The organism is Aquimarina celericrescens (assembly GCF_042682765.1).
Lineage (GTDB): Bacteria > Bacteroidota > Bacteroidia > Flavobacteriales > Flavobacteriaceae > Aquimarina > Aquimarina celericrescens.
This window is the reverse complement of the sequence record NZ_JBHUHY010000016.1, coordinates 1-23,111: the sequence shown is the minus strand read 5'-3', so window position 1 is coordinate 23,111 and position 23,111 is coordinate 1. Positions and strand designations below refer to the sequence as shown.

Sequence of the window (23,111 nt, the reverse complement as noted above, 5' to 3'; positions counted from 1 at the left end):
TAAATAATTACGAACAATAGTATAACAATTTAGTATAAAAATGAGTAAAATAATAGGAATAGACTTAGGGACAACCAACTCTTGTGTTTCTGTAATGGAAGGTAATGAGCCTGTAGTGATCCCTAATGCTGAAGGAAAAAGAACAACCCCTTCTGTAATAGCTTTTGTAGAAGGAGGAGAAATTAAAGTAGGAGATCCTGCGAAGCGCCAGGCAGTTACTAATCCAACTAAGACTATCTCTTCGATAAAGAGATTTATGGGTAATAAATTTTCTGAATCTGCTAAAGAAGCAGAAAGAGCTGCTTATAAAGTCGTAAAAGGAGATAATGATACACCACGTGTTGACATTGACGGACGTTTATATACGCCACAAGAATTATCTGCAATGACACTTCAGAAAATGAAGAAAACGGCAGAAGATTACTTAGGTCAGGATGTTTCTAGGGCTGTAATTACAGTGCCTGCATATTTTAACGATGCACAACGTCAGGCTACAAAAGAAGCCGGAGAGATTGCAGGTCTTACCGTAGAAAGAATTATCAACGAGCCTACTGCTGCAGCATTAGCATATGGTCTTGATAAAAAAGGAACTGACCAAAAAATCGTTGTATTTGATTTTGGTGGTGGTACTCATGACGTATCAATCCTAGAATTAGGAGATGGTGTATTTGAGGTATTAGCTACAGATGGAGATACTCACCTTGGAGGTGATGATGTAGACCAAAAGATAATCGATTGGTTAGCAGAAGAGTTTAAGGCAGACGAAAATATGGACCTACGTCAGGATCCAATGGCATTACAACGCCTTAAAGAAGCTGCAGAGAAAGCTAAAATAGAATTATCGTCTTCGGCTCAAACAGAAATTAATTTACCATATGTAACGGCTACCGCTAGCGGACCTAAGCACTTGGTAAGAACACTAAGCAGATCAAAATTTGATCAATTAATTGACGATTTGGTAAAACGCACTGTTGAACCTTGTCGTACAGCACTTAAAGCTGCTGGATTGTCAACCAGTGATATAGACGAAATTATTTTGGTAGGAGGATCTACGCGTATTCCTGCAGTTCAAGAAGCAGTAGAAAAATTCTTTGGAAAAGCACCAAGTAAAGGAGTAAATCCTGATGAAGTAGTTGCCGTTGGAGCTGCGATTCAGGGAGGTGTATTAACAGGGGACGTAAAAGATGTACTTTTATTAGATGTTACACCGCTTTCTCTTGGTATTGAAACTATGGGTAATGTAATGACGAAGCTTATTGAAGCGAATACGACTATCCCAACCAAGAAATCTCAGATTTTTTCTACAGCTGCAGATAATCAACCATCGGTAGAGATCCATGTGTTACAGGGAGAACGTCCTATGGCAGCAGATAATAAAACGATTGGTCGTTTCCACTTAGATGGAATTCCACCAGCGCAAAGAGGAACACCTCAGATCGAAGTTACGTTTGATATTGATGCTAATGGTATTATTAAAGTTTCTGCTACCGATAAAGCGACTAATAAGTCTCAGGATATTCGTATCGAAGCTTCTTCAGGATTAACAGAAGAAGAAATTGAGAAAATGAAGCGAGAAGCTGAAGCAAATGCCGAAGCTGATAAAGCTGCAAAAGAAACAGCTGATAAACTAAATGAAGCTGACGGAATGATCTTCCAGACTGAAAAGCAGCTAACTGAATTTGGAGATAAATTATCTGATGATAAGAAAAAACCAATTGAAGAGGCTTTAGAAGAACTGAAGAAAGCTTATGAGTCTAAAGACTTAGCCGTGATTCAACCTGCTCTTGATAAAATCAATGAAGCATGGAAAGTTGCAAGCGAAGAGATGTACAAAGCTCAAGCAGAAGCTCAACAAAATGGACAACCAGGCCCCGATGCGGGAACAGATCAATCTGGAGGAGGTTCTGAAGGAAGTGATGTAGAAGATGTTGACTTTGAAGAAGTAAAGTAATTTTGATTAACAAAGTACGATTTTAGAAGTACAAGTATAATTGTAAAATAAACGCAGATAGCATTATGCTATCTGCGTTTTTGTTTTAAGTAACTCTTTTCAAAGCCTCCTTTTTAGATAGAGGTCTTAAATCTGTCTCTGAAACAAAATCCTTTACAGCTTTTGGATTTATCTTAGAGTATTCTCTTAATGCCCATCCAATTGCTTTTTTGATGAAAAATTCATTAGAAGATTTATGCGCGTTGCAAAGTCTAAATAATAACTCTGGATCAGTTTTATCCCTATATCCTAGTTGAAATAAAATAGCACTTCGGTTTAACCACATGTCTTTTGAAGATGAAAATCTTGGGATAACCTTTGGTATTTGATTAGGGTATTGAAGTAAATAATTTCCTAAAATATGCTTGGCAATAAAATCAACAGAATCCCACCAGGAATTGGTAGTGATTAATTTCTCAATGAAATGAAGGTCATTAACCTCATATTTTGTTTTAAGATACCGATCTGCGATTTCTATAGCGCAATAATGAAGTTCTCTGTGTAAATCTTGATACAATGTATTAACTATCCTAATCACATGGTCTCGTGTTAACTCGGCTTTAAAACGATTTATGGTTTCTTTTAAAAGAGTTTTTCTTACAGGAGCTTTTATGCCGTAAAATGAAAAAAGATCCTTCATATATGCCTCCATTGCCCTGGCTTGTTCTGCATCTGCATTTTCTTCAAACTTATATTTTAAAGCTGAGACAAATTTCATTTTTTAATAATTAAAAACCCACTGCCATATCGTCTCCTCGTTTGTCGGCTCCGCCTTCAAGGGCTCCATCTGGCAACACAAGAATACCATCAACTTTACCAATAATTCGAGACTGCTCCTCATTAATATTATAGCCTTTTGCTCTTAAGTTATCCAAAAGCTCATTATCAAATGAATTAGGTTCGAAAACCACAACGTCTGGTAACCATTGGTGATGAAAACGCGGAGCATTTACAGCGTCTTGCATTGTCATTCCGAAATCTTTTACATTGAGTATCGTCTGCAATACCGATGTGATAATGGTAGATCCACCTGGGGTACCTACAGACATCCATAATTTTCCATCTTTCTCTACCAATGTTGGAGTCATAGAGCTTAGCATTCGTTTTTCTGGAGCAATTGCATTAGCCTGCGCACCAATTAATCCAAACATATTAGGAACTCCTGGTTTTGCACTAAAATCATCCATTTCATTATTCAAGAAAGTTCCTACTTCGGGAACATATAATTTTGAACCATAAGCTCCATTAAGTGTTATCGTTACCGATATTGCATTTCCAAATTGATCAACGATAGAGTAGTGCGTCGTCTCATCACTTTCATGGCCAGTAATACTGCCACAATTTATCTCAGAAGATGCTGTAGCGCTGTCAAATGAAAAATCAGCCATTCTATTAGATAAATATGTTTTACTGATTAAAGAATCTATTGGAATTTCTGTAAAATCCGGATCGCCAAGATAAAAACTACGATCTGCATAGGCTCTTCGCTCTGCTTCGGTAATCACCTGAATTGTTTTGAGTTGATTGTGTCCGTATTTTGAGATATCATAAGGTTCAATCATTTTCATAATTTGCGCCAGGCATACTCCGCCGCTAGAAGGGGGAGACATAGAAATTATAGATAGATCCCTATACTTAAATCTTATGGGGTCGCGCCATTGGGCTTCGTATTTTGACAAATCTTCTAAAGTAATTATTCCTCCATGCTCTTGTATGCGTTGTACCAATTTTTTTCCTGTTTCGCCTTCATAAAATTCTGCTTTTCCATTTAAAATAATACGCTTTAAGGTTTCAGCCAGCTTTAGGTTTTTTATTGTATCACCTACTTTATATTCTTTTGCAAAGAGAATAGTGTCTTGATTCACTTCAAAAAATAAATCCTTGTAATTATCAAAACGTTTTTTTTGTTTTTCGGTAATGGCAAAGCCTCTTTTTGCTAAATCAACTACCGGAGTAAGAATTTCGTCTATGGGCAAAGTTCCAAATTTCTCATGTACGGCGAATACTCCTGCTACAGTTCCAGGAACTCCTATAGCAAGTGCTCCTAATTGACTTTTTTCAGGAATAGGGTCACCATTTTCATCCAAATACATATCTTTTGAAGCTGCTAAAGGAGCTTTTTCTCTAAAGTCTAGAGCACCAGTTTCACCATTCGTTTTTCTATATACCATAAAACCACCGCCGCCCAAACTTCCCGCAAAAGGATAACTCACTGCCAGAGCCATTTCTGTAGCGACCATGGCATCAAAAGCGTTACCACCGTTCTTTAGTATCGCCGTACCAATTTTTGATGCTTCTTCACGAGCAGAAACTACCATAGCTTCTTGAGTGATCAAACCACGTACAGGTCGATAGGGTTCGGTTATTTCTTTGGGAGTTGTTTTACATGAAACAAAGAATAACGCAGATAAGAAAAAGTATAAGATGTATTTCATTGTTAAAGATTTCTCATTTCATTTTTGGTAAAGAGCTCTAATTCTTCAAAAAAAGCATGAAACTCTCTGTCAAAATCGGTATAATATTGTTCTAATTCTATGACTGCAAAATTCATTTTGGAACGATTCTTTGTTCTTCGATTCATTCCTGAGAGCACATTGCCTATCCCAGAAATAGAAGCATAACTTAATAGCCAATTGTCCCGAATCATATAGGGTAGGAAATTCTGAATTCGTTGGGGAAGAATTTCATAATTCTCATTAAGTAAACCATAAAAATCCACGGTAAATTTATCTAAAGGAGTGTCTGAGTATCTTGTCCAATTCGCAGCAAGAAAATGATCGTATAATATATCAACGATCACAGCGCTATATCGTCCATATTTAGGAGATAGCTTAGCCATACTTTCTTTTACAATTTCATGAGAATCTGTATACGCATCGATTTTACGATGTAAAGTAATTCCCTGAGCGATACGCTCTGGGTATTCTAAAAATTTTTTTCCCTTTACTGAGTCTGCTATAAAATTTCCTATTTTAAGCTCCGGGTCTTCACCGGAAAGATAGATATGAGCTAAAAAATTCATTAGTGAAATTTACAATTTTTTGAGAAGTAAGTATTGTTTTTTTGTAAACTTTAATTGTAAAGTTGTAGTAATGTCTTATAGCTTGTACATTTGCGATCAAAATTGAACAATCAATCCATACTATGACTTTAATAAAATCAATATCTGGAATTCGTGGAACCATCGGGGGATCGGTAGGAGATAATCTCACACCTGTAGATACAGTTAAGTTTGCTTCGGCTTATGGTAGCTGGCTTAAAAAAGAAACAAAGAAGGAACATCCAAAAGTAGTTGTGGGAAGAGATGCTCGTATTTCTGGATCGATGATACAACAATTGGTTATGAACAGCCTTGTGGGGCTCGGAATAGATGTAATTGATTTAGGATTATCAACTACTCCTACGGTAGAAGTAGCTGTACCTTTAGAAAAAGCAGACGGTGGTATAATCCTTACTGCAAGTCATAACCCAAAACAATGGAATGCTTTAAAGTTATTGAACAGTAAGGGAGAATTTTTGAATGCCGAAAATGGAAAAAAGATTCTTGAAATTGCCGAAAACGATGGGTATACTTTTGCTGAAGTTGATGATTTAGGTAACATTACGATAAATGACACGTATATCGATAAACATATTGATAAAGTACTCAATTTGTCTTTAGTAAATGCTGAAATCATTAGAAAAGCAAGATTTAAAGTGGTTGTGGATGCAGTAAATTCTACTGGTGGAATTGCAGTTCCCAGGCTTCTTAAAAAATTGGGAGTAGCTGTAGTAGAGTTATATTGTGAACCGAACGGTCACTTTCCTCATAATCCCGAACCCTTAAAGGAACATTTAACAGATTTATCTGAGTTGGTCGTTAAAGAAAAAGCTGATTTTGGACTCACTGTAGACCCCGATGTAGATCGTTTGGCATTTATAAGCGAAGATGGAGAAATGTTTGGCGAAGAATATACATTAGTAGCTTGTGCCGATTTTGTTTTAGGAAAAACACCCGGAAACACAGTCTCTAATTTATCGTCTAGTAGAGCTCTGCGGGACGTGACCGAGAAACATAATGGTAATTATGAAGCCAGTGCAGTAGGAGAGGTAAATGTGGTTGAGAAAATGAAGACAAACAATGCCGTAATCGGAGGAGAAGGGAATGGAGGAATTATTTATCCAGAGTTGCATTATGGTAGAGACTCTTTGGTAGGTATAGCACTGTTTCTTACACATTTGGCAGAGAAAAAATGTAGTGTAAGTGAACTACGTAATAGTTATCCGTCATATTTTATGAGTAAAAACAAAATTCAATTAACCCCAGATCTTAATGTAGATGAAATCTTAGATGGGTTTCATAAGAAACATTCGTCTGAAGAAGTGTCAACAGTAGATGGAGTGAAAGTTGATTTTGACGATTCTTGGGTACATTTACGAAAAAGTAATACAGAACCTATTATTCGTATTTACACTGAGGCGTTGAGCCAGGAAAAAGCAGATCAATTAGCCGAAGATACCATTACAACATTAAAAAGAATAGCAGGAATTTGAGTAAATGGGACTAAAAAAGTATTATTCCCAGAGAATCGAAGGAATCTGTATGATCTTAAGCCGCTTATAAACAGATTATTTCTCTATCTGTGGCGTGTTGTAATGACGGTAAGCAGATGTTTTTATACAATTATTAATCGATAATTGCACCCTCAGGTTTTTCTGCATTACGATGTTTCCATCGTTTATGAGTCCAGAGGTAATATTCGGGTTCATCCCGTATTTGCTCTTCGAGCAACTGGAGGTATTTTTTTATAGAATAAAACTTTTCTTCTTCCGTACTATTCTCAGATATAGGAATAAATTTCACCTCATAATGGCCTCGTTTTACTTTTTTCACTTGAAGATATAGTACAATGACATCAAGCCGTTGTGCCAGAAATTCTCCTCCCAAAAAAATAGGTACTTTTATCCCCATAAAATCTGTCCAATATTTTGCATTATTGATTTTTGGCGATTGATCAGAAATCATACCGTACGCGCATACAGTATTCTCTTGTTTATCCTTAATAATTTGTCTGGCTACTTTGTGGCTGGCAATAAGCCTGGAGTTAAATCGTCCACGTATGCGGTGTGCTAAATTATCAAAATGTTTATTTTTAATTTGTTTATAAATACCAACACATGGGTTTATTGATACCAAGTCGATCGCGTTAGACCATTCAAAGCTTCCATAATGGCCCATCAGAGCAATTATACTTTTGTTCTTTTTTTCAAATTTGTGGAATTCTTCCAAATTTACAACCCTATATCGTTTTATTAACTCTTCTCTAGAAATAGACAACGATTTTGTCATTTCCAGAAACATGTCGCACATATGTTTGTAGAATGCTTTGCGTATTCTTTTTATTTCTTTCTCAGATTTTTCTGGGAAAACCAAGGTCAGGTTTTCTGTAACGGTCTTTCTTCGGTAACGTATTATATAATATGTCAAAAAATAAGTGCAGTCAGAGAATCCATAGAATAATTTCCATGGCAGCTTAGATATTCCTAAGATTATGGGATAAGTAATACTATAAATTAGTAATTGCATGAACGGGTAATTATAAGCTTACAAAGGTAGGTTTATTTCTAGGTTATTTCTTAAAAATAATGCTTTAATCTATTGTAGCGCCTTCTGGGGCCTCTGATATGGCATTACGATGTTTCCATCGTTTATGAGTCCAGAGATAATATTGAGGTTTGTTTTTAATTTGTTTTTCGAGAATCCTTAGGTAATTCTTTACTATGGCATACTCTTCACATGTATTAGGATCATCGGCAATAGGAACAAACGTTGCTTCGTAATATCCTCTTTTTACTTTTTCTACTTTCAAATAAAATACTTTTATGCCCAGGCGTTTAGCCAAAACCTCTGCTCCCAAGAACGTTGGTACTTTTACTCCCATAAAATCGGTCCAATAGGTTGCCTTATAGATTTTTGGAGATTGATCGGCTGCCAATCCATACATACGTACTCCATCTCTGTTTTTATCTTTGGTGATTTCTTCCATAGCATTTTTTGTAGGAATTACACGAGAACCAAAACGAGCACGTATTCTACGTACTAAACGATCAAAATACTTATTTGCAAGTGGTTTGTATATTCCCACAGCCTGGATGTTAGTTTGAATGTCTACTACATTAGCCCATTCGTAGCTTGCATAATGCGCCATAAATACCATTATACTTTCTCCTTTGGCTTCTAATTCGTTTAACGTGTTAAGATTGGTCACTTTGAAACGTTCTTTCATTTCTTCATTTGAGATAGAAATTGATTTGATCATTTCTAAGAACATATCACACATGTGCTTGTAAAAATCTTTTCTGATACTACTAATTTCTTGTATTGATTTTTGAGGAAATACAAGAGTAAGATTCTCTGTTACTGTTTTTCTGCGGTATCTAAAAATATAATAAGTCAAGAAAAAAACAGTTGTAGAGAACGCATAAAATAATCTCCATGGTAATTTCGAAATAAACCATAGTATAGGATAGACGAGTCTATAAATAATCAATTGCATAAATAAGTAGGGCTTTGATCGCGAAAATAGTAGTATTTTGTTAAACCTGACTATTAAATGTTAAAAAAAACAAAAAATCAAGCACAAAATAAACAGCTAGTAATTTAATCCAAAATGGCTCCTTTGGGGGTTTTCGCGTTTCTATGCTTCCAGCGCTTATGAGTCCAGAGATATAGTTCGGGTCTATTTTGAATTTGCTCTTCCAGCATTCTTAGATATGTTTTAGTAATGTAGTGATTCTCACAGTTTTTGGTATCCTCAGTAATGGTTACAAATTTGGCTTGATAATATCCTCTTTTTACTTTTTCTACTTTAAGAAAGGCCACTGCCATATCAAATCTTTTTGCCAAAACTTCTCCTCCCGTGATTATGGGTACTTTTATTCCCATGAAATCTGTCCAATACAAAGCATTTTTCAATCTTGGTGATTGATCTGATAGAAGTCCGTAGGCACATAACCTTTTGTGTACTTTATCTCTAGTAACTTCTTTAATCACATTATGGCTATGAATGAGCCTTGTATTAAACCTTCCACGAATACGATGTACCAAATTGTCAAAGTGCTTATTCTTTATCTTTTTGTAGACTGCCACTATAGGAAAATCCATGATAAACTGAGCCGCGATGGCCCATTCGTAGCTTGCATAGTGTCCCATTAACACAATAATTCCTTTATTTTTTGATTGTAGTTCTCTAAAGGAATCTGGATCGATAATTTTAAACCGTTTGATCATTTCTTCCTTAGAAATAGATAAGCTTTTGGTCATTTCCATAAACATATCACACATATGTTTGTAAAAAGCTTTTCGAATTTTATTTATTTCTTTTTTGGATTTATCTGGGAAGACTAAAACTAAATTTTCTGTTACAATTTTTTTTCGATATCCAATAAAATAATAGACGATAAAGTATAGTATAGAAGAAAGCATATAAAATAACCTCCATGGTAACTTAGAGATTAGCCATAAAAGTGGATATGCCAAACGATATACAAGAGACTGCATTAATAATTAAATTAAGCTAACAAATATAAAATTATTCAATTTTTTATTTCATAAACTTTTGCTAATACCATGTCAAAATCAATGTATATTTTATGAGGTTAAAAAGGATGGTATATTTATATTTGAATTAAAATTAGTGATATATGGGAAACCTTGATCTTGTTGTAATTATCATTATTGGAGCAAATATTTTGATGTCGTTGAAGGGATTTAATGACTTTTCTTTTTTTGAAAAATATAAATTTAATGTTGGAGGATTAAGACGGGGCGAACAAATTAGAATGCTTACCTCTGGATTTTTGCATGTTGATATGACGCATTTGTTTTTTAATATGCTTACGCTTTATTTTTTTGCGCCTGTGGTCTTGAGTTTTGCAGGTAATATTAAGTTTTTGGTTATTTATTTTGGCAGTCTGTTGGTGGGAAATTTGTTTTCATTATTTTTTCATAAAGACGAATATCATTATAGTGCTGTAGGGGCTAGTGGTGCCGTATCTGGAATAATATACGCAGGTATTTTGTTTCGACCAGATATGAGTTTGTATTTGATGTTTATTCCTATTCCCATACCGGCCTATGTTTTTGGTATAGGATATTTGTTATATTCTATTTTTGGTATGAAAAACCGTGTTGGAAATATTGGTCATGATGCCCATTTTGGAGGTGCAGTGGGTGGATATATTATTACTCTAATTTTGGCACCATGGTTATTTCAGGAAAATCCTTTAATGATCGGGTTGTTGGCAATACCAATACTTATTCTCTTCATTCTGCAAAAATTGGGGAAGCTATAAAAAAAAGACTCTAATTAGAGTCTTTTTTCATATCTGTAAATATTCTAGTTATAAAGCTTCACCAAGCAATTCTGAAATTTTATTTTCCAGAGCGGGACCTCGCAAATTCTTAGCGATAACATTTCCTTTTTCATCCAGAATAAACGTAGCCGGGATAGAACGCACTCCATAAGCTCTTGCGATGGGTTCCTGCCAAAACTGTAAATTTGATACGTGGTTCCAGCTTAAATTATCATCTGCTATGGCCTTTACCCATGCTTCCTGTTTTTTATCCAACGAAACCCCGATAATATTTAAGCCCTTGTCATGATATTTATTATAAACCCTTACTACGTTAGGGTTTTCCATTCTACATGGCTTACACCAAGACGCCCAGAAATCTATAATGGTTACTTTACCCATAGATTCTTTTAATGATAGTGTTTTGCCATCGGGTGTAGGGGCAGAAAAATCTGTGGCCTCACTTCCAACATCGATTCGCTTTTGCATAGATTGCGCTAAAGCAGAGCTTATTCTGGCATTAAGATCTTTTCCTATTCGCGTATTTTTTAAGGTATCGTTAAGTAAATCGTACTTTTCTTTGGCATCTTTAGGAGTTAAAATTTTCATATTTACCAAGTCTGCTAGGGCAATTATTCCGACTAGGGAATTAACATTTTTTTCAGCTATCCCTATTCTGTATTCCTTTTCCCTTGCGTTAAGCTCTTCGATTTCTGTTACAATTTTAACTGTTTTTTCAGTTTCATTAAGTTTAGATGCAATTTGATATTTGGTGTTGAGTTTCATTTTTTCATCTCCATATGCTCTAAGAGTTTTAATATAATCAAAAAATAATTCATTTTCAGCCCCTCCCTTAATGATCGAAGACCGTAAACTATCTTTATAAATGGTAATTTTAATAGGATTATTTTCTGCCAAATATAAAACGTTCCCTCCCATATTTTTAAACGTGAGGTAATTGAAATCATAACTTTCAGAAAAAGGAAGAGTGATTTGAAACTTTTCCTGTTTGATTATTGCGGTGTCAATGACTACAGGTCGGTTAGATTGACTAATAGCATTTATATACACTTCGGTACCATCTTCAAATCCAGCGGCGTCTGCAATTATAGAGTATCCTTTTTCTTCTTTTTGACAAGATACGATCATTAATATTGAAGCTAGTAAAGCAATTCTTTTCATGGTATTTTGGTTTAATTGGCAGTAAAAATAAAGAATCCAGCGTATATACCTCAAAAATTAACTTTTTGATGTAGCTTTTGTTAACATAATCTTATGAAGACGATAAATTTGGAAGAAAATCATGTATCGATGTAACAAAACTTAATGGTTTTTAGTCTAATTTATCGTATATTAATATAGAAAATAAATAAAAAGTTAATTTTAGGTCTAATTATTGATAAATATTTTGTCATAGTATCAATTTCAGTTTCTTAAAATTATATTTAATTAATTGTTAATATTTGTTTAACCAAATTTGATTATATTATTTTTGTTAAATTACCATAAATAGGCAGATATGAGGGTGTTAGAGCAGGATTTTCCGCTAGATATATGGATAAGTTTTTCAAAATTTTTTGAACAATATAGGGGCTTTCTTGATAGTGATAATGAACTTCTTAGGGATCGTGCCAAACGAGTTTTAAAAATTGTTGAAGAGTATCCAGAACTAGAAGAAGGCATAAAAACAGAAGAAAGGGTGCAAGAATTGTTACCCCAAATCCACTTGGTCCTCGAAGATTCGTTTGCCCAGGTTTTACAGTTGAATGAAATTAAAATAGCGACAATACCTTTTAACAACACTGTTTTAAAATCTTCGCAGCGTTATCAAAATATAATTAATGCTGCAGGTAAAAACTTTGAACCTCAAATAAAAAATTTAGACGAGGATCATTATTTCATCATGGGATGTAGCATTATTCTAAATACCTATTATGGGTATACTATAGACTTTAGAAGACCTTTCTTTTATGATATTCCTGATGCTAATGGTATAATGAGACATTATCGGATCATGTATAATGGAGATTTTATAGACATTATCAAAACCGATAAAGCCAAAGATATTACAGATGCCGATGTGGCAGAGTTATTAGATAACTTTGACAATGTTGACATATGGAAAGAGAAATTCCCTCCTTATAGCTGGATTTTTAAAGGGATAGTTTTGGCCAATATGTTTGATGTTACCACAGATGTTTCTTTATCTGACTTTAAAACCAGTTTGATAAAATACGATAAGACTCAAGGAGATTTTATAGGAAGTTTTGAAAGTATTTTTAGGGCAATTTTTAATCTACATGAGATCAAGGTTGGTTTTTCTAATTATAATCCAGAAAGTCAATCGCTAGAGAGAATACCGTTTAAAAATATTGATAGTTATATTTTATACGACGAGTATTGTGATTGTTGCGAGACAGCGCTTTGTGGAGGAACATATCATTATTTATTCGAGAAATCCACGTATTTTGCAATTTCTGATGTAAAAAAATATCAGAAATCTTCTCCTAAAGAGATCATGTACAAGAATCTGGTAGCGCAAAATATTAATAGCGCCATTCTAGCTCCTATAAAAAGTGAAGGAAAAATGCTTGGAATTTTAGAGATTGTTTCTCCAAACATACATGAGTTAAATAGCATCAATGCGAATAAGCTGCAGGATGTTATGCCTTATTTGGTAGATTCTGTTTTGCGCTCTAAAGCTAAGATGGAAAATGAACTTGAGTTGATTATTCAACAGGAATGTACTTCGATTCATCCTAGTGTACATTGGAAATTTAGAGAAGAAGCTAAACGTTTTATGAGATCAATGGTTGAGGAAACCCCAATTTCGTTTCAAGAAGTTGTTTTTGATAATGTTTATCCGTTATATGGACAGATAGACATTCAAGGATCTTCCGATGCTCGTAATCATGCAATCCAAAAAGATCTGGTCTTACAGCTTAATGCTATTTCTAAAGTCATCAATAAGGTATTAGAAACAGACTCGCTACCCATTTATGAACAATTAAAGTATAGAACAAACCGATATATTGATTCTATTACCGAACAGCTTCAGGTTGATAGTGAACAAAAAATTATAAATTTCATAAAGAAAGACATTACACCTTTTTTTAAGCACCTTAAGAAAAAGAGTAAGGATCTTGATGTGGTTATCGAAGAATATAATGAAATACTGGACAAAAGCTTAAAAACTGTTTATAAGCATCGAAAAGCTTACGATGATTCTGTAATGCTTATTAACAAAAAATTAGCTTCATTATTAGATCAAAAACAAGATGAAGCACAAGGAATGTATCCTCATTATTTCGAACGTTTTAAGACAGATGGTGTTGAACATAACATGTATATCGGTGAGTCTATAACAAAACAAAATAGCTTTAATAGAATCTATCTTTATAATTTAAGATTATGGCAACTACAGGTCATGTGCGAAATGGAAAATGCATATTACCAAATGAAAAATGATTTACCTGTTCCTCTGGATGTTTCTTCCATGGTATTGGTATTTAGTACTTCGTTGTCAGTTCGATTTAGAATGGATGAAAAGCGCTTTGATGTTGATGGTACCTACAATGCCAGATATGAAGTTGTAAAAAAACGAGTCGACAAGTCTAAAATTAAAGGAACTGATCAAAGAATTACAGAAAAAGGGAAATTGGTAATTGTATATTCCCAAAGCTCAGACGAAAGGGAGTATATCAAGTATATTAATTTCTTGCAATCTAAGAATTATCTTGAAGAAGAAATAGAAGTTGTCGAGGTTGAAGATCTTCAGGGAGTTACAGGATTAAAGGCTATAAGAGTTAATATTCTCTACCATAAAAATGAAGAAGATAAAGAATTCTATACGTATGAAGATCTAATGAAAGAGCTTAATTAATCACTGAACTTTTTTCTTATATAGCTATTGTAGTGTGTTAAAAGCTATTGCAAATGAAAGTACAGAAGATACAATGCCAATAATAAAGACTGTATAAGTTATTCTTAATATCTTGTATTTTTTGTGTAATACCTTGCCTAAGAAATAAAGGTCTTTAATCATAGTGTCATAAATATATTCTTTATCTGCCATTAACTCAGTCATAGCCCATTTATATTCTTCCAGGGGCATCTTATGAAAATTTCCAAAGAACAATAAATTCACTTTTTTCTCTTCAATTTCTTTACGTGTAAATTCTCCACTTGTAACGTTTGGTCGAGTCGCTAATACCGATAAAACTATGGAAACAATACTAAAAAACAAAAAGATTAATGTAGGATAAATCAAATATTGATTAGATGGATTGTCTAATTTAGGAATAAGATTAGATAGTGCCAGAGATATGATAATTGCATTTACCGAAAGGAGAATATTGGCTTTGGTATCTGCAATGTCACTAAGTTTAAGATGATTTCTTAGTGTAACCCTAAATAAAGTTTGTATTCCTTTTTCAGGGCTTTCTTCCTTTAATAATTTTTTTAATTTTTCTTTTTTCTTTTTTTTCTTTCTTTTAGTTTGCTCTTCTATCATTTTAGATAGATTTTCTTCTTTTTTGGGTTGCCAATGAGTAATCGCATATTCTGTGTAATAATGATGCTTGTTCTGAAATAAATCTATATTTGCCTTAAGCCATTCTGAGGTACTTAAGTCATATATATTATTCAATTTAAACTCTTGTCTTAACAATTCACTTGTTTCTCCATAATAATCTTTGGCAAAATGCGAAGCATCAGCATCTCTAATGATTTCTTCCATGAAATCTGTAGGTTTATGCTCCATTTTGGTTGCCATGATTTGCTTACATACTTTGTCGATAATCTCCTGAGAAACATTATGTTTAGCTAAAAACTCCATTGCGATTTCAGCACTGTGTGCTTCGTGATTTTCTGAGCTTCTGGAATATCCAGTATCATGCAATAAAGCAGTTAATAATAAAACTTCTTTATCTTCATCAGAGATATTAACATTATCAAGAATTTCTTTTGTACTTTTAAATACTCTTTTGGTATGATCGTAGTTATGATATATGCATGAATTAGGTAATTCTTTTTTAAAAAGTTCTGAAACGAATTTATCTGTTTTTTCAACTAATGAAGACATGTCTGTATTTTTTCGATAACCAAAATAATTAAAAAAAAGAGATTGTACTCCAGAACAATGAATAAATATAGTAAGATTCTAACTATTTGCACAACTCTACTGTTAAGCTCATGTGCAACATACTCACCCAAATATACAGTCGAAGATTTCGCAAAAACATTACCAGATACTGAAATAGATAAAACATTTTATCTTATTGGAGACGCAGGTGGTGCTAACATGAATGAAAGTACCAAAGGCTTATTGATACTTAAAAAAGTATTGGATACTTCAAAAACAAAAAATAACTACCTTCTTTTTTTGGGAGATAATATATATCAACGGGGAATGCCCGAAAAGAACTCACCGAAAAGATCTTTGGCAGAACATCGAATCGATGCACAAATTGATGCCGTAAAGAATTTCAAAGGAGATGTAATTTTTATACCAGGGAATCATGATTGGTACAATAAAGGATTAGAAGGATTAAAGCGGCAGGAGAAGTATGTTGAGAAAAGAATTGAGAATAACGATTCGTTCTTACCAGAAAAAGGATGTCCCCTAGAAAGCATAGAAATAAGTGATCAGTTACATTTAGTAATCTTAGACACACAATGGTTTCTTGTAAATTGGGATAAGCATCCCACAATTAATGATGATTGCCAGATCAAAACCAGGGAAAAATTCTTTCTCGAACTAGAAGGAGAGCTAAAAAAGCATAGTAACAAGACTATTCTTATAGCTATGCACCATCCTATGTTTTCAAATGGACCTCATGGCGGAAAGTTTGCTTTCAATAAGCATATTTTTCCTTTTAAGAAGAAAATACCGCTTCCGCTATTAGGATCACTGGTTACTTTAATTCGTTCCCAGGGCGGAGTTACTTCCCAAGATGTTTCAAATACTCATTATAATAGATTAATAAGAAGGCTTTCTACAATGACCAAGAGCATCGATAAAGTGATTTTTGTGTCAGGTCATGAGCATTCTTTGCAATATATCAAGAGTGATGGTTTGAAACAGATAGTCTCTGGATCTGGATCCAGGGTTTCTGCAGTTTCTTTAGGGAAAGATGGATTATTCTCTTACCCTGACCAAGGATTTGCCATTTTAGATATTTATAAAAATGGAGCTTCGAATGTGCGCTTTTATACTAGTGAGAATGGAAACCCAAAGTTGGTGTATCAAACACAAGTACACCCAAAAGATAAGGATTTTGATTCTAACGACTTTTCTAATTCTTTTAACAAAGAAATTTCAGCTTCAATTTATGAGAAAGATGAAGTAGAAAAATCAGGATTTTTTAAATCATTATGGGGAGATCACTATCGCAAGGTATATGGAAAAAAAGTAAAAGTGCCCGTTGCCACACTTGATACCCTAATGGGTGGATTTAGTATAGAAAGGCAAGGAGGAGGTCAAGTCACTAGATCGTTGCGTCTTGTTAATAAAGAAGGTAAACGCTATAGTTTGCGAGCCATGCGAAAGAGTGTCACACAGTTTCTTCAAAAAGGAGCATTCAAGTATACATATTTAGATGATGGGTTTGATGACACTTACACAGAAGATATACTTTCAGATTTTTATACATCAAGTTATCCGTATGCATTTTTGGCGGTTGGGCCATTAGCAGATGCAATTGGTGTATATCATGCTAATCCAAAACTATATTATATACCAAAGCACCCGGCTTTAGGCAAGTATAATGAAAAATTTGGGGATGAAATTTATTTTTTAGAAGAACGTCCGGGGAAAGAGTTCTATGATGAGATTTCTTTTGGAAAACCAGACGATATTGAAAGCACAGATGATCTGCTTAGCAAACTAAGGAAAGATGAAAAATATCAAATAGATGAAGCGCATTATATAAGAACTCGCCTTTTTGATATGATTCTTGGGGATTGGGATCGACATGCTGATCAATGGAGATGGGCCCGTTTTGATACCAAAGATGGAAAAGTATACAGGCCCATTCCCAGGGATAGGGACCAGGTTTTTTCAAATTATGATGGATTGATTCTGGATGTCGTAAAATCAGTATCACCACTTTCTCGCAAATTTCAGGTATATGACAAGGAGCTCAAGAAAGTGAGATGGATTAATCAATCAGGTATGCCATTGGATAAAGCTTTGATTCAGAATTCTGAAAAAGAAACCTGGTCAGCAGAAGCAAAGCATATTAAAGAAAATCTTTCAGATGCAATAATCGAAGAAGCATTCAAAAATATCCCCATAGAACTTCAAGATAAAACAATCGAAAACATCAAAGAAGATCTAAAAGCGAGAAGGGATAATATAGAGGATATCGCAAATCGCTATTATGAATACCTTTCCAGACATCTCATAATTACGGGTACCGATAAGGATGATTTTTTTGAAATTATAAGAGAAGACAACAAAACGATTATAAAAGTTTCAAGAATAAAAAAAGATAAAATCACAAAGCCCTATATAGAAAGAGATTTTGATTCTAGAAAAACTAAAGAGATTTGGATCTATGGGCTGGATGATGATGATGAGTTTGTCGTTAAAGGAAAAGGAAAAAATCCGATTAAAATACGAATAGTTGGTGGTCAGAATAACGATATATATACAATTGAAAATGGAAGAAAAGTAAAGGTTTATGATCATAGATCAAAACCAAATACGATCGAGAAAAGGGGAGGAGCGAAATTTAGACTTAGTAATATCTATAATTACAATACTTATGATTTTAAGAAATATGTGGAAAAAACTAACGCGGTAACTCCTTTTGTTGGTTTTAATCCGGATGATGGGCTTAACATTAATATAACAGACATCTTTACAGTAAGAAGTTTTAAAAACGATCCGTACCATAGCAGGCACAAATTTAGAGCTGCATATTATTTTGCTACTGAAGGGTATGACGTTTCATATTCTGGAGAGTTTGTTAATGCTTTAGGCAATTGGAATATACTAACTACCGGATTGTATACGAGTGAAAACTTTGCCCAGAATTTCTTTGGTTTTGGAAATAGTACCAATAATGAAGATGATGATTTAGGATTAAACTTTAATCGAGTAAAAATTGGAACATGGGCTGTTGGTTTTGGTATTTCTAAGCGTAGTTTTAATGGAGCAGAGTTTTCTGTTAAAGCAAACTATGAAGGAATAGAAGTGCAGGATACTCCTGGAAGAATTATAACCTCTGGATTTGATTTTGTTACTAATGATCCTGATTTCTTTGAGCGCAAGTATTTTGCCAATTTGGATCTGAAATATAAATTTGAAAACTATGATAATCCTGTAAATCCAACTCGTGGAATGTTATTTAGTTTTCAAACTGGCGCAAGAATGAATGTGGATGATACTGATAGAACGTACGGGTATATAATTCCAAAGCTAGGTTTTTATAATGCCATTTCCAGAAATCGAAAATTAGTCCTTAAAACAGATGTTATTGCCCAAGTAAATATTGGCGATAATTTTGAATTTTATCAAGGAGCAACGTTGGGAGGTTTTAACGGATTGCGAGGATACCGGGAAGAGCGCTTTACTGGTAAAAGTGCATTAGCCTTTAGCGGTGATCTACGTTATAGTTTCAATAAATTTAAAACTGGCTTATTACCATTGCAGCTAGGGGTGTTTTCTGGTTATGATATCGGAAGAGTATGGTTGGATAATGAAGATTCAGATACTTGGCATGATTCTATAGGAGGTGGATTCTGGATAAACGCAGTTGATACCATAGGAGGGCAACTAGGACTATTCAATAGTGATGATGGCCTACGAGTTACTTTCGGTTTTGGATTAAGTTTTTAATGATATTATTCTTTTTTCTGATTATTTTAAAAAGTACTTATACAGGTTACCGCCAGATTTTTTTCCTCCCTCATCAACAATTAATAATGTGGAGTCGTTTTCAAAACAAATACCTTCTTTTTGCGAGTAATGGTCTAGTTTTATTTTCTGAACCTTTCCCCCAAATAGGTTGTCTCCTTCAAAATTGGTAAGAATAAATAGTTTGTTATAGGTAAGCAAAGCTATCTTAGATTTATCTTCATTAATAGCGGCTCCAGTGATAAAACAATCTCTAGAGTCACCACAAGCCTCGAATGTGGAAACTAATTTTGCAACATGATCCCCTTCTGTAGCAGGAATTTTATAAAGTTTTGTTGTGCCGTCAAAATCTGAACTTCTGTTTTTAGTAAATAGAAATAAATTGTTGTTTAAGAATACAAATGCTTCAATATCATAATTTCGTTTCTTCTTTTTTGGAGGAAAATCTTCTTGATCTTCTAATCGGAATCGTATTTCAGATGTTTTGGTTTTTTCTGAAGGAAGACCAAAGACTTTATAGATGACTAAATCGTCACGTTTATTATTATTGTTTCCAAAGTCACCAATGTAGATATATCCTTCATGATCATATGTCAAATCTTCCCAATCTTCATTCTTTGTTTGATGTAGATCTATTTCACTGATAATATCGCCATTAAGTTGTAACTTAAAAATAGAATTATCGTTACCAGAATCATTTATTGCATACATAAAATCATCTCCTGGGAGTTTTGTAATTCCAGAAACTTCACGAATTAATTTTGAAAGATCATTGATGAATATTAGATCAGTATCTTCCATTTTTTGACAACTTGCCATAACAACGTTCAATAAAAGAAGACCAAGAATGTTGGATTTTAGATGTGACATTCAGATGTTTTAAGGTTGATCATAATATGCTTTTGTTTAATACTAACCAAATATTTTTTGTTTCTAAACCCTACTGTTAAGCTGCCTTTTTAAATGTTCAAAAGTAAATTTATAATAAGCAACGCTATGAGGAACAAAATCTTTATTTTTTTTTGGATTTTCAATAATATTTTTCAGAACGTCGATTTTTAGTAATCTAACATCAGAAACTTCTTCTTTTTGAAGTGTAAGTTTCTGAATAGGTATAGTTAATTCCAAAAGATATATATGATGAAATTCGTTATCGAAAACTCCTTTTCTGGGAATCTTTTCTGCCAAATGTGTTCCAATAAATTTTAATTTATCTTTTGTGGCATAAAGACCAATTTCTTCTGCAATTTCACGAATAGCAGAGTTTTCAGGAGATTCTCCCGCCGCAATATGTCCGGCCACAGAAACATCCCATAACTTAGGAAAAGTATTTTTGTTATCCGCACGTTTTTGAAATAAGATTTCCCGCTTTTTGGTATAAAGCCAAATATGGACACTGGCATGATATAGTCCTAATGCGTGGGCCTTCGATTTAAGTTGAATTTCTCCGGTAGGTTTGCCTGTTTTGTCTAATATGTCAATTAACTCATCTGCCATAACTTAAGACCAAAATATCCTGCTCGACCGAGCAGGATATTTATTTGAATCCATAATATTTATTTTTTACCAAAATAACTAAAAGTTTCTCCTTCTTTAATATTGAGTACACTCTCATAAATAAGCTTAATTACATTTTCAACATCATCTCTGTGCACCATCTCTACAGTAGTGTGCATGTAGCGAAGCGGTAATGAAATTAGAGCAGAAGCAACACCGCCATTGCTATAAGCAAAAGCGTCAGTATCGGTACCTGTCATTCTGCTAGACGCCATACGTTGAAAAGGAATCTTTTTATCTTCGGCAGTATTGATTAGCAACTCTCGCAATATATTCTGCACAGCAGGAGCGTAGGAAATTACTGGGCCGTCACCAATTTTTGTTTCACCTTGAGTTTTCTTTTCAATCATCGGAGTGGTAGTATCATGACAAACATCAGTAACAATAGCAACATCTGGTTTGATAGTTTGTGTAATCATTTCGGCCCCACGTAAACCGATTTCTTCCTGTACCGAGTTGGTGATATATAAACCAAACGGAAGTTTCTTTTTATTTTCTTTAAGTAAACGCGCAACTTCTGCAATCATAAAACCACCCATTCGATTATCAAGAGCACGACAAACAAATTTGTCTTTATTTAGAATAAAAAATTCGTCGGGATAGGTAATGACACAACCCACATGTACTCCAAGCTTCAAAACCTCTTCTTTGTTAGAGCATCCAACATCGATACATATATTATCTAGTTTTGGAGCTTGTTCTTTTGATTTATCCCTTGTATGAATAGCGGGCCAGCCAAAAACGCCTTGTACAATACCTTTTTTGGTATGAATATTTACGCGTTTCGAGGTAGCAATCTGGTGATCACTTCCTCCATTCCTTATTACATAAATAAGACCATTATCAGTAATATAATTTACATACCAGGAGATTTCATCAGCGTGTCCTTCTATTACAACTTTGTATTTGGCTTTTGGATTAATTACTCCGACTGCGGTTCCGTAAGTATCAGTTATGAAATCGTCTACATAAGGTTTTAGATAATTCATCCATATTTTTTGACCTTCCCATTCGTATCCTGTGGGAGCAGGATTATTCAAATATGTTGAGAGAAACGTTATTGATTTTTTGTTGAGTATGCTTTTTTTAGCCATAATTTATATAATGTGAATATTATTTTTTTACGAAATTAACAATATTCACATAGATTTCACGCTTTAGAATCTGTTAATTATTAATTTTGAAGTAATTTTAGAAGACCTCATAATCTGTTATGTTTAAATATCTGTCATACATATTATTTACTTTGTTTAGTTTGGTGCTCAATGCTCAAAAAGAAGAGCACAAATCTATTGACACTTCAAAAGTTGATACTACCGGGTATGTACAATATTATATCGTAGAGGGGGATACTATCCCGCATGAAGCTATAGATCTTGATGAAGTGGTTATACTTGGTAGATTGAAGTTTAAGGATAGACTTGCCAGAAGAAAATACCTAATTCTTAGAAGAAAGACTCGAAAAGTGTATCCATATGCGAAGTTAGCTTCTGAAAGAATAATTACATTAAATGAAAGATTAGAAGGCATTGATTCTAAAAGAAAAAAAAGAAAATATATTAAAATGCTCCAGAAATATATGGAAGAGGAGTTTACATCTGAACTAAAAAAGCTAACACGTACAGAGGGTCAAATTTTGGTAAAATTAGTTCATCGGCAAACAGGTAAAACTATGTTTAACCTTGTAAAAGAATATAGAAGCGGTTGGAGAGCGTTTTGGTATAATAATACAGCAAAAATTTTCAATATCTCTTTAAAAAAAGAATATGATCCAATTAACGTGGAAGAAGATTACTGGATAGAAGATATACTGCAACGTAGTTTCCAGTCTAATATCCTAGAGGAACAGAAAACGGCTCTAGATTTTAGTTTTTATGATTTAAGAAATAAATGGACTGATACAATTAAGACAACTACAATTATGAAAGAGTAAAATAAAGTCATTAGGTTTCTGATTATAACGGAAAATTGTTTGGAATTTTTATTCATGTTTTGATTTAATTTGTTATCTTCGTTTTCTATCTTTTTCAAAATCAGGGTCTTTCTAAATTCCTGAAAATTTTCTTAAAAAAAGATGTTGTAGATTAGAAAAAGGGGTGTATGTTTGCACCCGCAAAACGGGATTTAGTTTTGCTTTGTTCATTTAGGGTTTTTGTATTTGCTTAGGACGGAAAACTTTTTTTCAAATTATTTTAAAAAAGTTTTGGTGGTTAGAAAAGGGGTTGTATATTTGCACCCGCTTTGAGATTCAAGCGAAGTTCGCAGGTATAAATTATATTGGATTAGGGTTAATTTTTTTAGCTTTTCGGGGTTCGATTCCCTGGGTAATTACGGTAGTAGATTGGCTATTGATAGTGGTTTAATTTA

At 33.8% G+C, this 23,111-nt stretch carries 17 protein-coding genes; 6 read left to right on the top strand and 11 right to left on the bottom strand.

Annotated features, from left to right (window positions below; translation table 11 throughout):
- Positions 1–40 precede the first annotated feature (40 nt).
- Positions 41–1,951, top strand: a complete 1,911-nt coding sequence (gene dnaK, locus ACFSJT_RS15160) for a molecular chaperone DnaK (protein ID WP_378321159.1) — start codon at positions 41–43, stop codon at positions 1,949–1,951.
- An 85-nt stretch (positions 1,952–2,036) separates the two neighbouring features.
- Here dnaK and ACFSJT_RS15155 read toward each other — a convergent pair whose 3' ends face one another.
- The 3 genes from ACFSJT_RS15155 to ACFSJT_RS15145 are packed head-to-tail and all read right to left on the bottom strand — an operon-like array spanning position 2,037 to position 5,012.
- The gene (locus ACFSJT_RS15155; RefSeq protein ID WP_378321158.1) at positions 2,037–2,708 is read right to left on the bottom strand and encodes a DNA alkylation repair protein; all 672 of its coding nucleotides are present in this window, start codon (positions 2,706–2,708) and stop codon (positions 2,037–2,039) included.
- 10 nt (positions 2,709–2,718) lie between these two features.
- Positions 2,719–4,425 carry a gamma-glutamyltransferase gene (ggt, locus tag ACFSJT_RS15150; RefSeq protein ID WP_378321157.1) on the bottom strand — a complete coding sequence of 569 codons (1,707 nt, stop codon included), beginning with the start codon at positions 4,423–4,425 and terminating at the stop codon, positions 2,719–2,721.
- Positions 4,426–4,427: 2 nt separating this feature from the next.
- Positions 4,428–5,012, bottom strand: coding sequence for an acyl carrier protein phosphodiesterase (locus tag ACFSJT_RS15145; protein ID WP_378321156.1), 585 nt, complete (start codon positions 5,010–5,012; stop codon positions 4,428–4,430).
- A 122-nt stretch (positions 5,013–5,134) separates the two neighbouring features.
- Here ACFSJT_RS15145 and glmM point away from each other — a divergent pair, with 122 nt between their 5' ends.
- Positions 5,135–6,523, top strand: coding sequence for a phosphoglucosamine mutase (glmM, locus tag ACFSJT_RS15140; protein ID WP_378321154.1), 1,389 nt, complete (start codon positions 5,135–5,137; stop codon positions 6,521–6,523).
- Between the two features lie 133 nt (positions 6,524–6,656).
- Here the strand turns inward: glmM and ACFSJT_RS15135 are convergent, their stop codons facing one another.
- The 3 genes from ACFSJT_RS15135 to ACFSJT_RS15125 all read right to left on the bottom strand — a co-directional run bounded on the left by ACFSJT_RS15135 (position 6,657) and on the right by ACFSJT_RS15125 (position 9,530).
- Entirely contained in the window at positions 6,657–7,556 is a 900-nt protein-coding gene (locus ACFSJT_RS15135) for a lysophospholipid acyltransferase family protein (RefSeq protein WP_378321153.1), read from the bottom strand.
- A gap of 64 nt (positions 7,557–7,620) precedes the next feature.
- Entirely contained in the window at positions 7,621–8,526 is a 906-nt protein-coding gene (locus tag ACFSJT_RS15130; protein WP_378321152.1) for a lysophospholipid acyltransferase family protein, read from the bottom strand.
- A 104-nt stretch (positions 8,527–8,630) separates the two neighbouring features.
- The gene (locus ACFSJT_RS15125; RefSeq protein ID WP_378321151.1) at positions 8,631–9,530 is read right to left on the bottom strand and encodes a lysophospholipid acyltransferase family protein; all 900 of its coding nucleotides are present in this window, start codon (positions 9,528–9,530) and stop codon (positions 8,631–8,633) included.
- A gap of 143 nt (positions 9,531–9,673) precedes the next feature.
- Between ACFSJT_RS15125 and ACFSJT_RS15120 the strand changes: the two genes are divergently transcribed.
- Entirely contained in the window at positions 9,674–10,324 is a 651-nt protein-coding gene (locus tag ACFSJT_RS15120) for a rhomboid family intramembrane serine protease (protein WP_378321150.1), read from the top strand.
- A 48-nt stretch (positions 10,325–10,372) separates the two neighbouring features.
- On the opposite strand, the gene ACFSJT_RS15115 is transcribed toward ACFSJT_RS15120, so the two are convergent.
- Complete coding sequence (locus tag ACFSJT_RS15115) at positions 10,373–11,506, bottom strand: redoxin domain-containing protein (RefSeq protein WP_378321149.1); 1,134 nt, start codon at positions 11,504–11,506, stop codon at positions 10,373–10,375.
- A 337-nt stretch (positions 11,507–11,843) separates the two neighbouring features.
- On the opposite strand from ACFSJT_RS15115, the gene ACFSJT_RS15110 reads away from it, so the two are divergent.
- Positions 11,844–14,207: a GAF domain-containing protein gene (locus ACFSJT_RS15110; RefSeq protein WP_378321147.1), complete on the top strand. Its 2,364-nt coding sequence runs from the start codon at positions 11,844–11,846 to the stop codon at positions 14,205–14,207.
- A 24-nt stretch (positions 14,208–14,231) separates the two neighbouring features.
- Here ACFSJT_RS15110 and ACFSJT_RS15105 read toward each other — a convergent pair whose 3' ends face one another.
- Complete coding sequence (locus tag ACFSJT_RS15105) at positions 14,232–15,407, bottom strand: Pycsar system effector family protein (protein WP_378321146.1); 1,176 nt, start codon at positions 15,405–15,407, stop codon at positions 14,232–14,234.
- A gap of 57 nt (positions 15,408–15,464) precedes the next feature.
- On the opposite strand from ACFSJT_RS15105, the gene ACFSJT_RS15100 reads away from it, so the two are divergent.
- On the top strand, positions 15,465–19,169 hold the full coding sequence (locus ACFSJT_RS15100) for a metallophosphoesterase (RefSeq protein ID WP_378321145.1): 3,705 nt from the start codon (positions 15,465–15,467) through the stop codon (positions 19,167–19,169).
- Between the two features lie 21 nt (positions 19,170–19,190).
- Here ACFSJT_RS15100 and ACFSJT_RS15095 read toward each other — a convergent pair whose 3' ends face one another.
- The 3 genes from ACFSJT_RS15095 to ACFSJT_RS15085 all read right to left on the bottom strand — a co-directional run bounded on the left by ACFSJT_RS15095 (position 19,191) and on the right by ACFSJT_RS15085 (position 21,838).
- Positions 19,191–20,057: a hypothetical protein gene (locus ACFSJT_RS15095; protein WP_378321144.1), complete on the bottom strand. Its 867-nt coding sequence runs from the start codon at positions 20,055–20,057 to the stop codon at positions 19,191–19,193.
- A gap of 63 nt (positions 20,058–20,120) precedes the next feature.
- Positions 20,121–20,684 carry an NUDIX hydrolase gene (locus tag ACFSJT_RS15090; protein WP_378321143.1) on the bottom strand — a complete coding sequence of 188 codons (564 nt, stop codon included), beginning with the start codon at positions 20,682–20,684 and terminating at the stop codon, positions 20,121–20,123.
- A 59-nt stretch (positions 20,685–20,743) separates the two neighbouring features.
- Complete coding sequence (locus tag ACFSJT_RS15085) at positions 20,744–21,838, bottom strand: M42 family metallopeptidase (RefSeq protein ID WP_378321142.1); 1,095 nt, start codon at positions 21,836–21,838, stop codon at positions 20,744–20,746.
- Between the two features lie 119 nt (positions 21,839–21,957).
- On the opposite strand from ACFSJT_RS15085, the gene ACFSJT_RS15080 reads away from it, so the two are divergent.
- Complete coding sequence (locus ACFSJT_RS15080; protein WP_378321141.1) at positions 21,958–22,677, top strand: DUF4294 domain-containing protein; 720 nt, start codon at positions 21,958–21,960, stop codon at positions 22,675–22,677.
- Positions 22,678–23,111: the final 434 nt, after the last annotated feature.

Coding starts and splice junctions, on each gene's coding strand:
- dnaK (WP_378321159.1), top strand. CDS start 41: ATGAGTAAAATAATAGGAATAGACTTAGGGACAACCAACTCTTGTGTT.
- ACFSJT_RS15155 (WP_378321158.1), bottom strand. CDS start 2,708: ATGAAATTTGTCTCAGCTTTAAAATATAAGTTTGAAGAAAATGCAGAT.
- ggt (WP_378321157.1), bottom strand. CDS start 4,425: ATGAAATACATCTTATACTTTTTCTTATCTGCGTTATTCTTTGTTTCA.
- ACFSJT_RS15145 (WP_378321156.1), bottom strand. CDS start 5,012: ATGAATTTTTTAGCTCATATCTATCTTTCCGGTGAAGACCCGGAGCTT.
- glmM (WP_378321154.1), top strand. CDS start 5,135: ATGACTTTAATAAAATCAATATCTGGAATTCGTGGAACCATCGGGGGA.
- ACFSJT_RS15135 (WP_378321153.1), bottom strand. CDS start 7,556: ATGCAATTACTAATTTATAGTATTACTTATCCCATAATCTTAGGAATA.
- ACFSJT_RS15130 (WP_378321152.1), bottom strand. CDS start 8,526: ATGCAATTGATTATTTATAGACTCGTCTATCCTATACTATGGTTTATT.
- ACFSJT_RS15125 (WP_378321151.1), bottom strand. CDS start 9,530: ATGCAGTCTCTTGTATATCGTTTGGCATATCCACTTTTATGGCTAATC.
- ACFSJT_RS15120 (WP_378321150.1), top strand. CDS start 9,674: ATGGGAAACCTTGATCTTGTTGTAATTATCATTATTGGAGCAAATATT.
- ACFSJT_RS15115 (WP_378321149.1), bottom strand. CDS start 11,506: ATGAAAAGAATTGCTTTACTAGCTTCAATATTAATGATCGTATCTTGT.
- ACFSJT_RS15110 (WP_378321147.1), top strand. CDS start 11,844: ATGAGGGTGTTAGAGCAGGATTTTCCGCTAGATATATGGATAAGTTTT.
- ACFSJT_RS15105 (WP_378321146.1), bottom strand. CDS start 15,407: ATGTCTTCATTAGTTGAAAAAACAGATAAATTCGTTTCAGAACTTTTT.
- ACFSJT_RS15100 (WP_378321145.1), top strand. CDS start 15,465: ATGAATAAATATAGTAAGATTCTAACTATTTGCACAACTCTACTGTTA.
- ACFSJT_RS15095 (WP_378321144.1), bottom strand. CDS start 20,057: ATGTCACATCTAAAATCCAACATTCTTGGTCTTCTTTTATTGAACGTT.
- ACFSJT_RS15090 (WP_378321143.1), bottom strand. CDS start 20,684: ATGGCAGATGAGTTAATTGACATATTAGACAAAACAGGCAAACCTACC.
- ACFSJT_RS15085 (WP_378321142.1), bottom strand. CDS start 21,838: ATGGCTAAAAAAAGCATACTCAACAAAAAATCAATAACGTTTCTCTCA.
- ACFSJT_RS15080 (WP_378321141.1), top strand. CDS start 21,958: ATGTTTAAATATCTGTCATACATATTATTTACTTTGTTTAGTTTGGTG.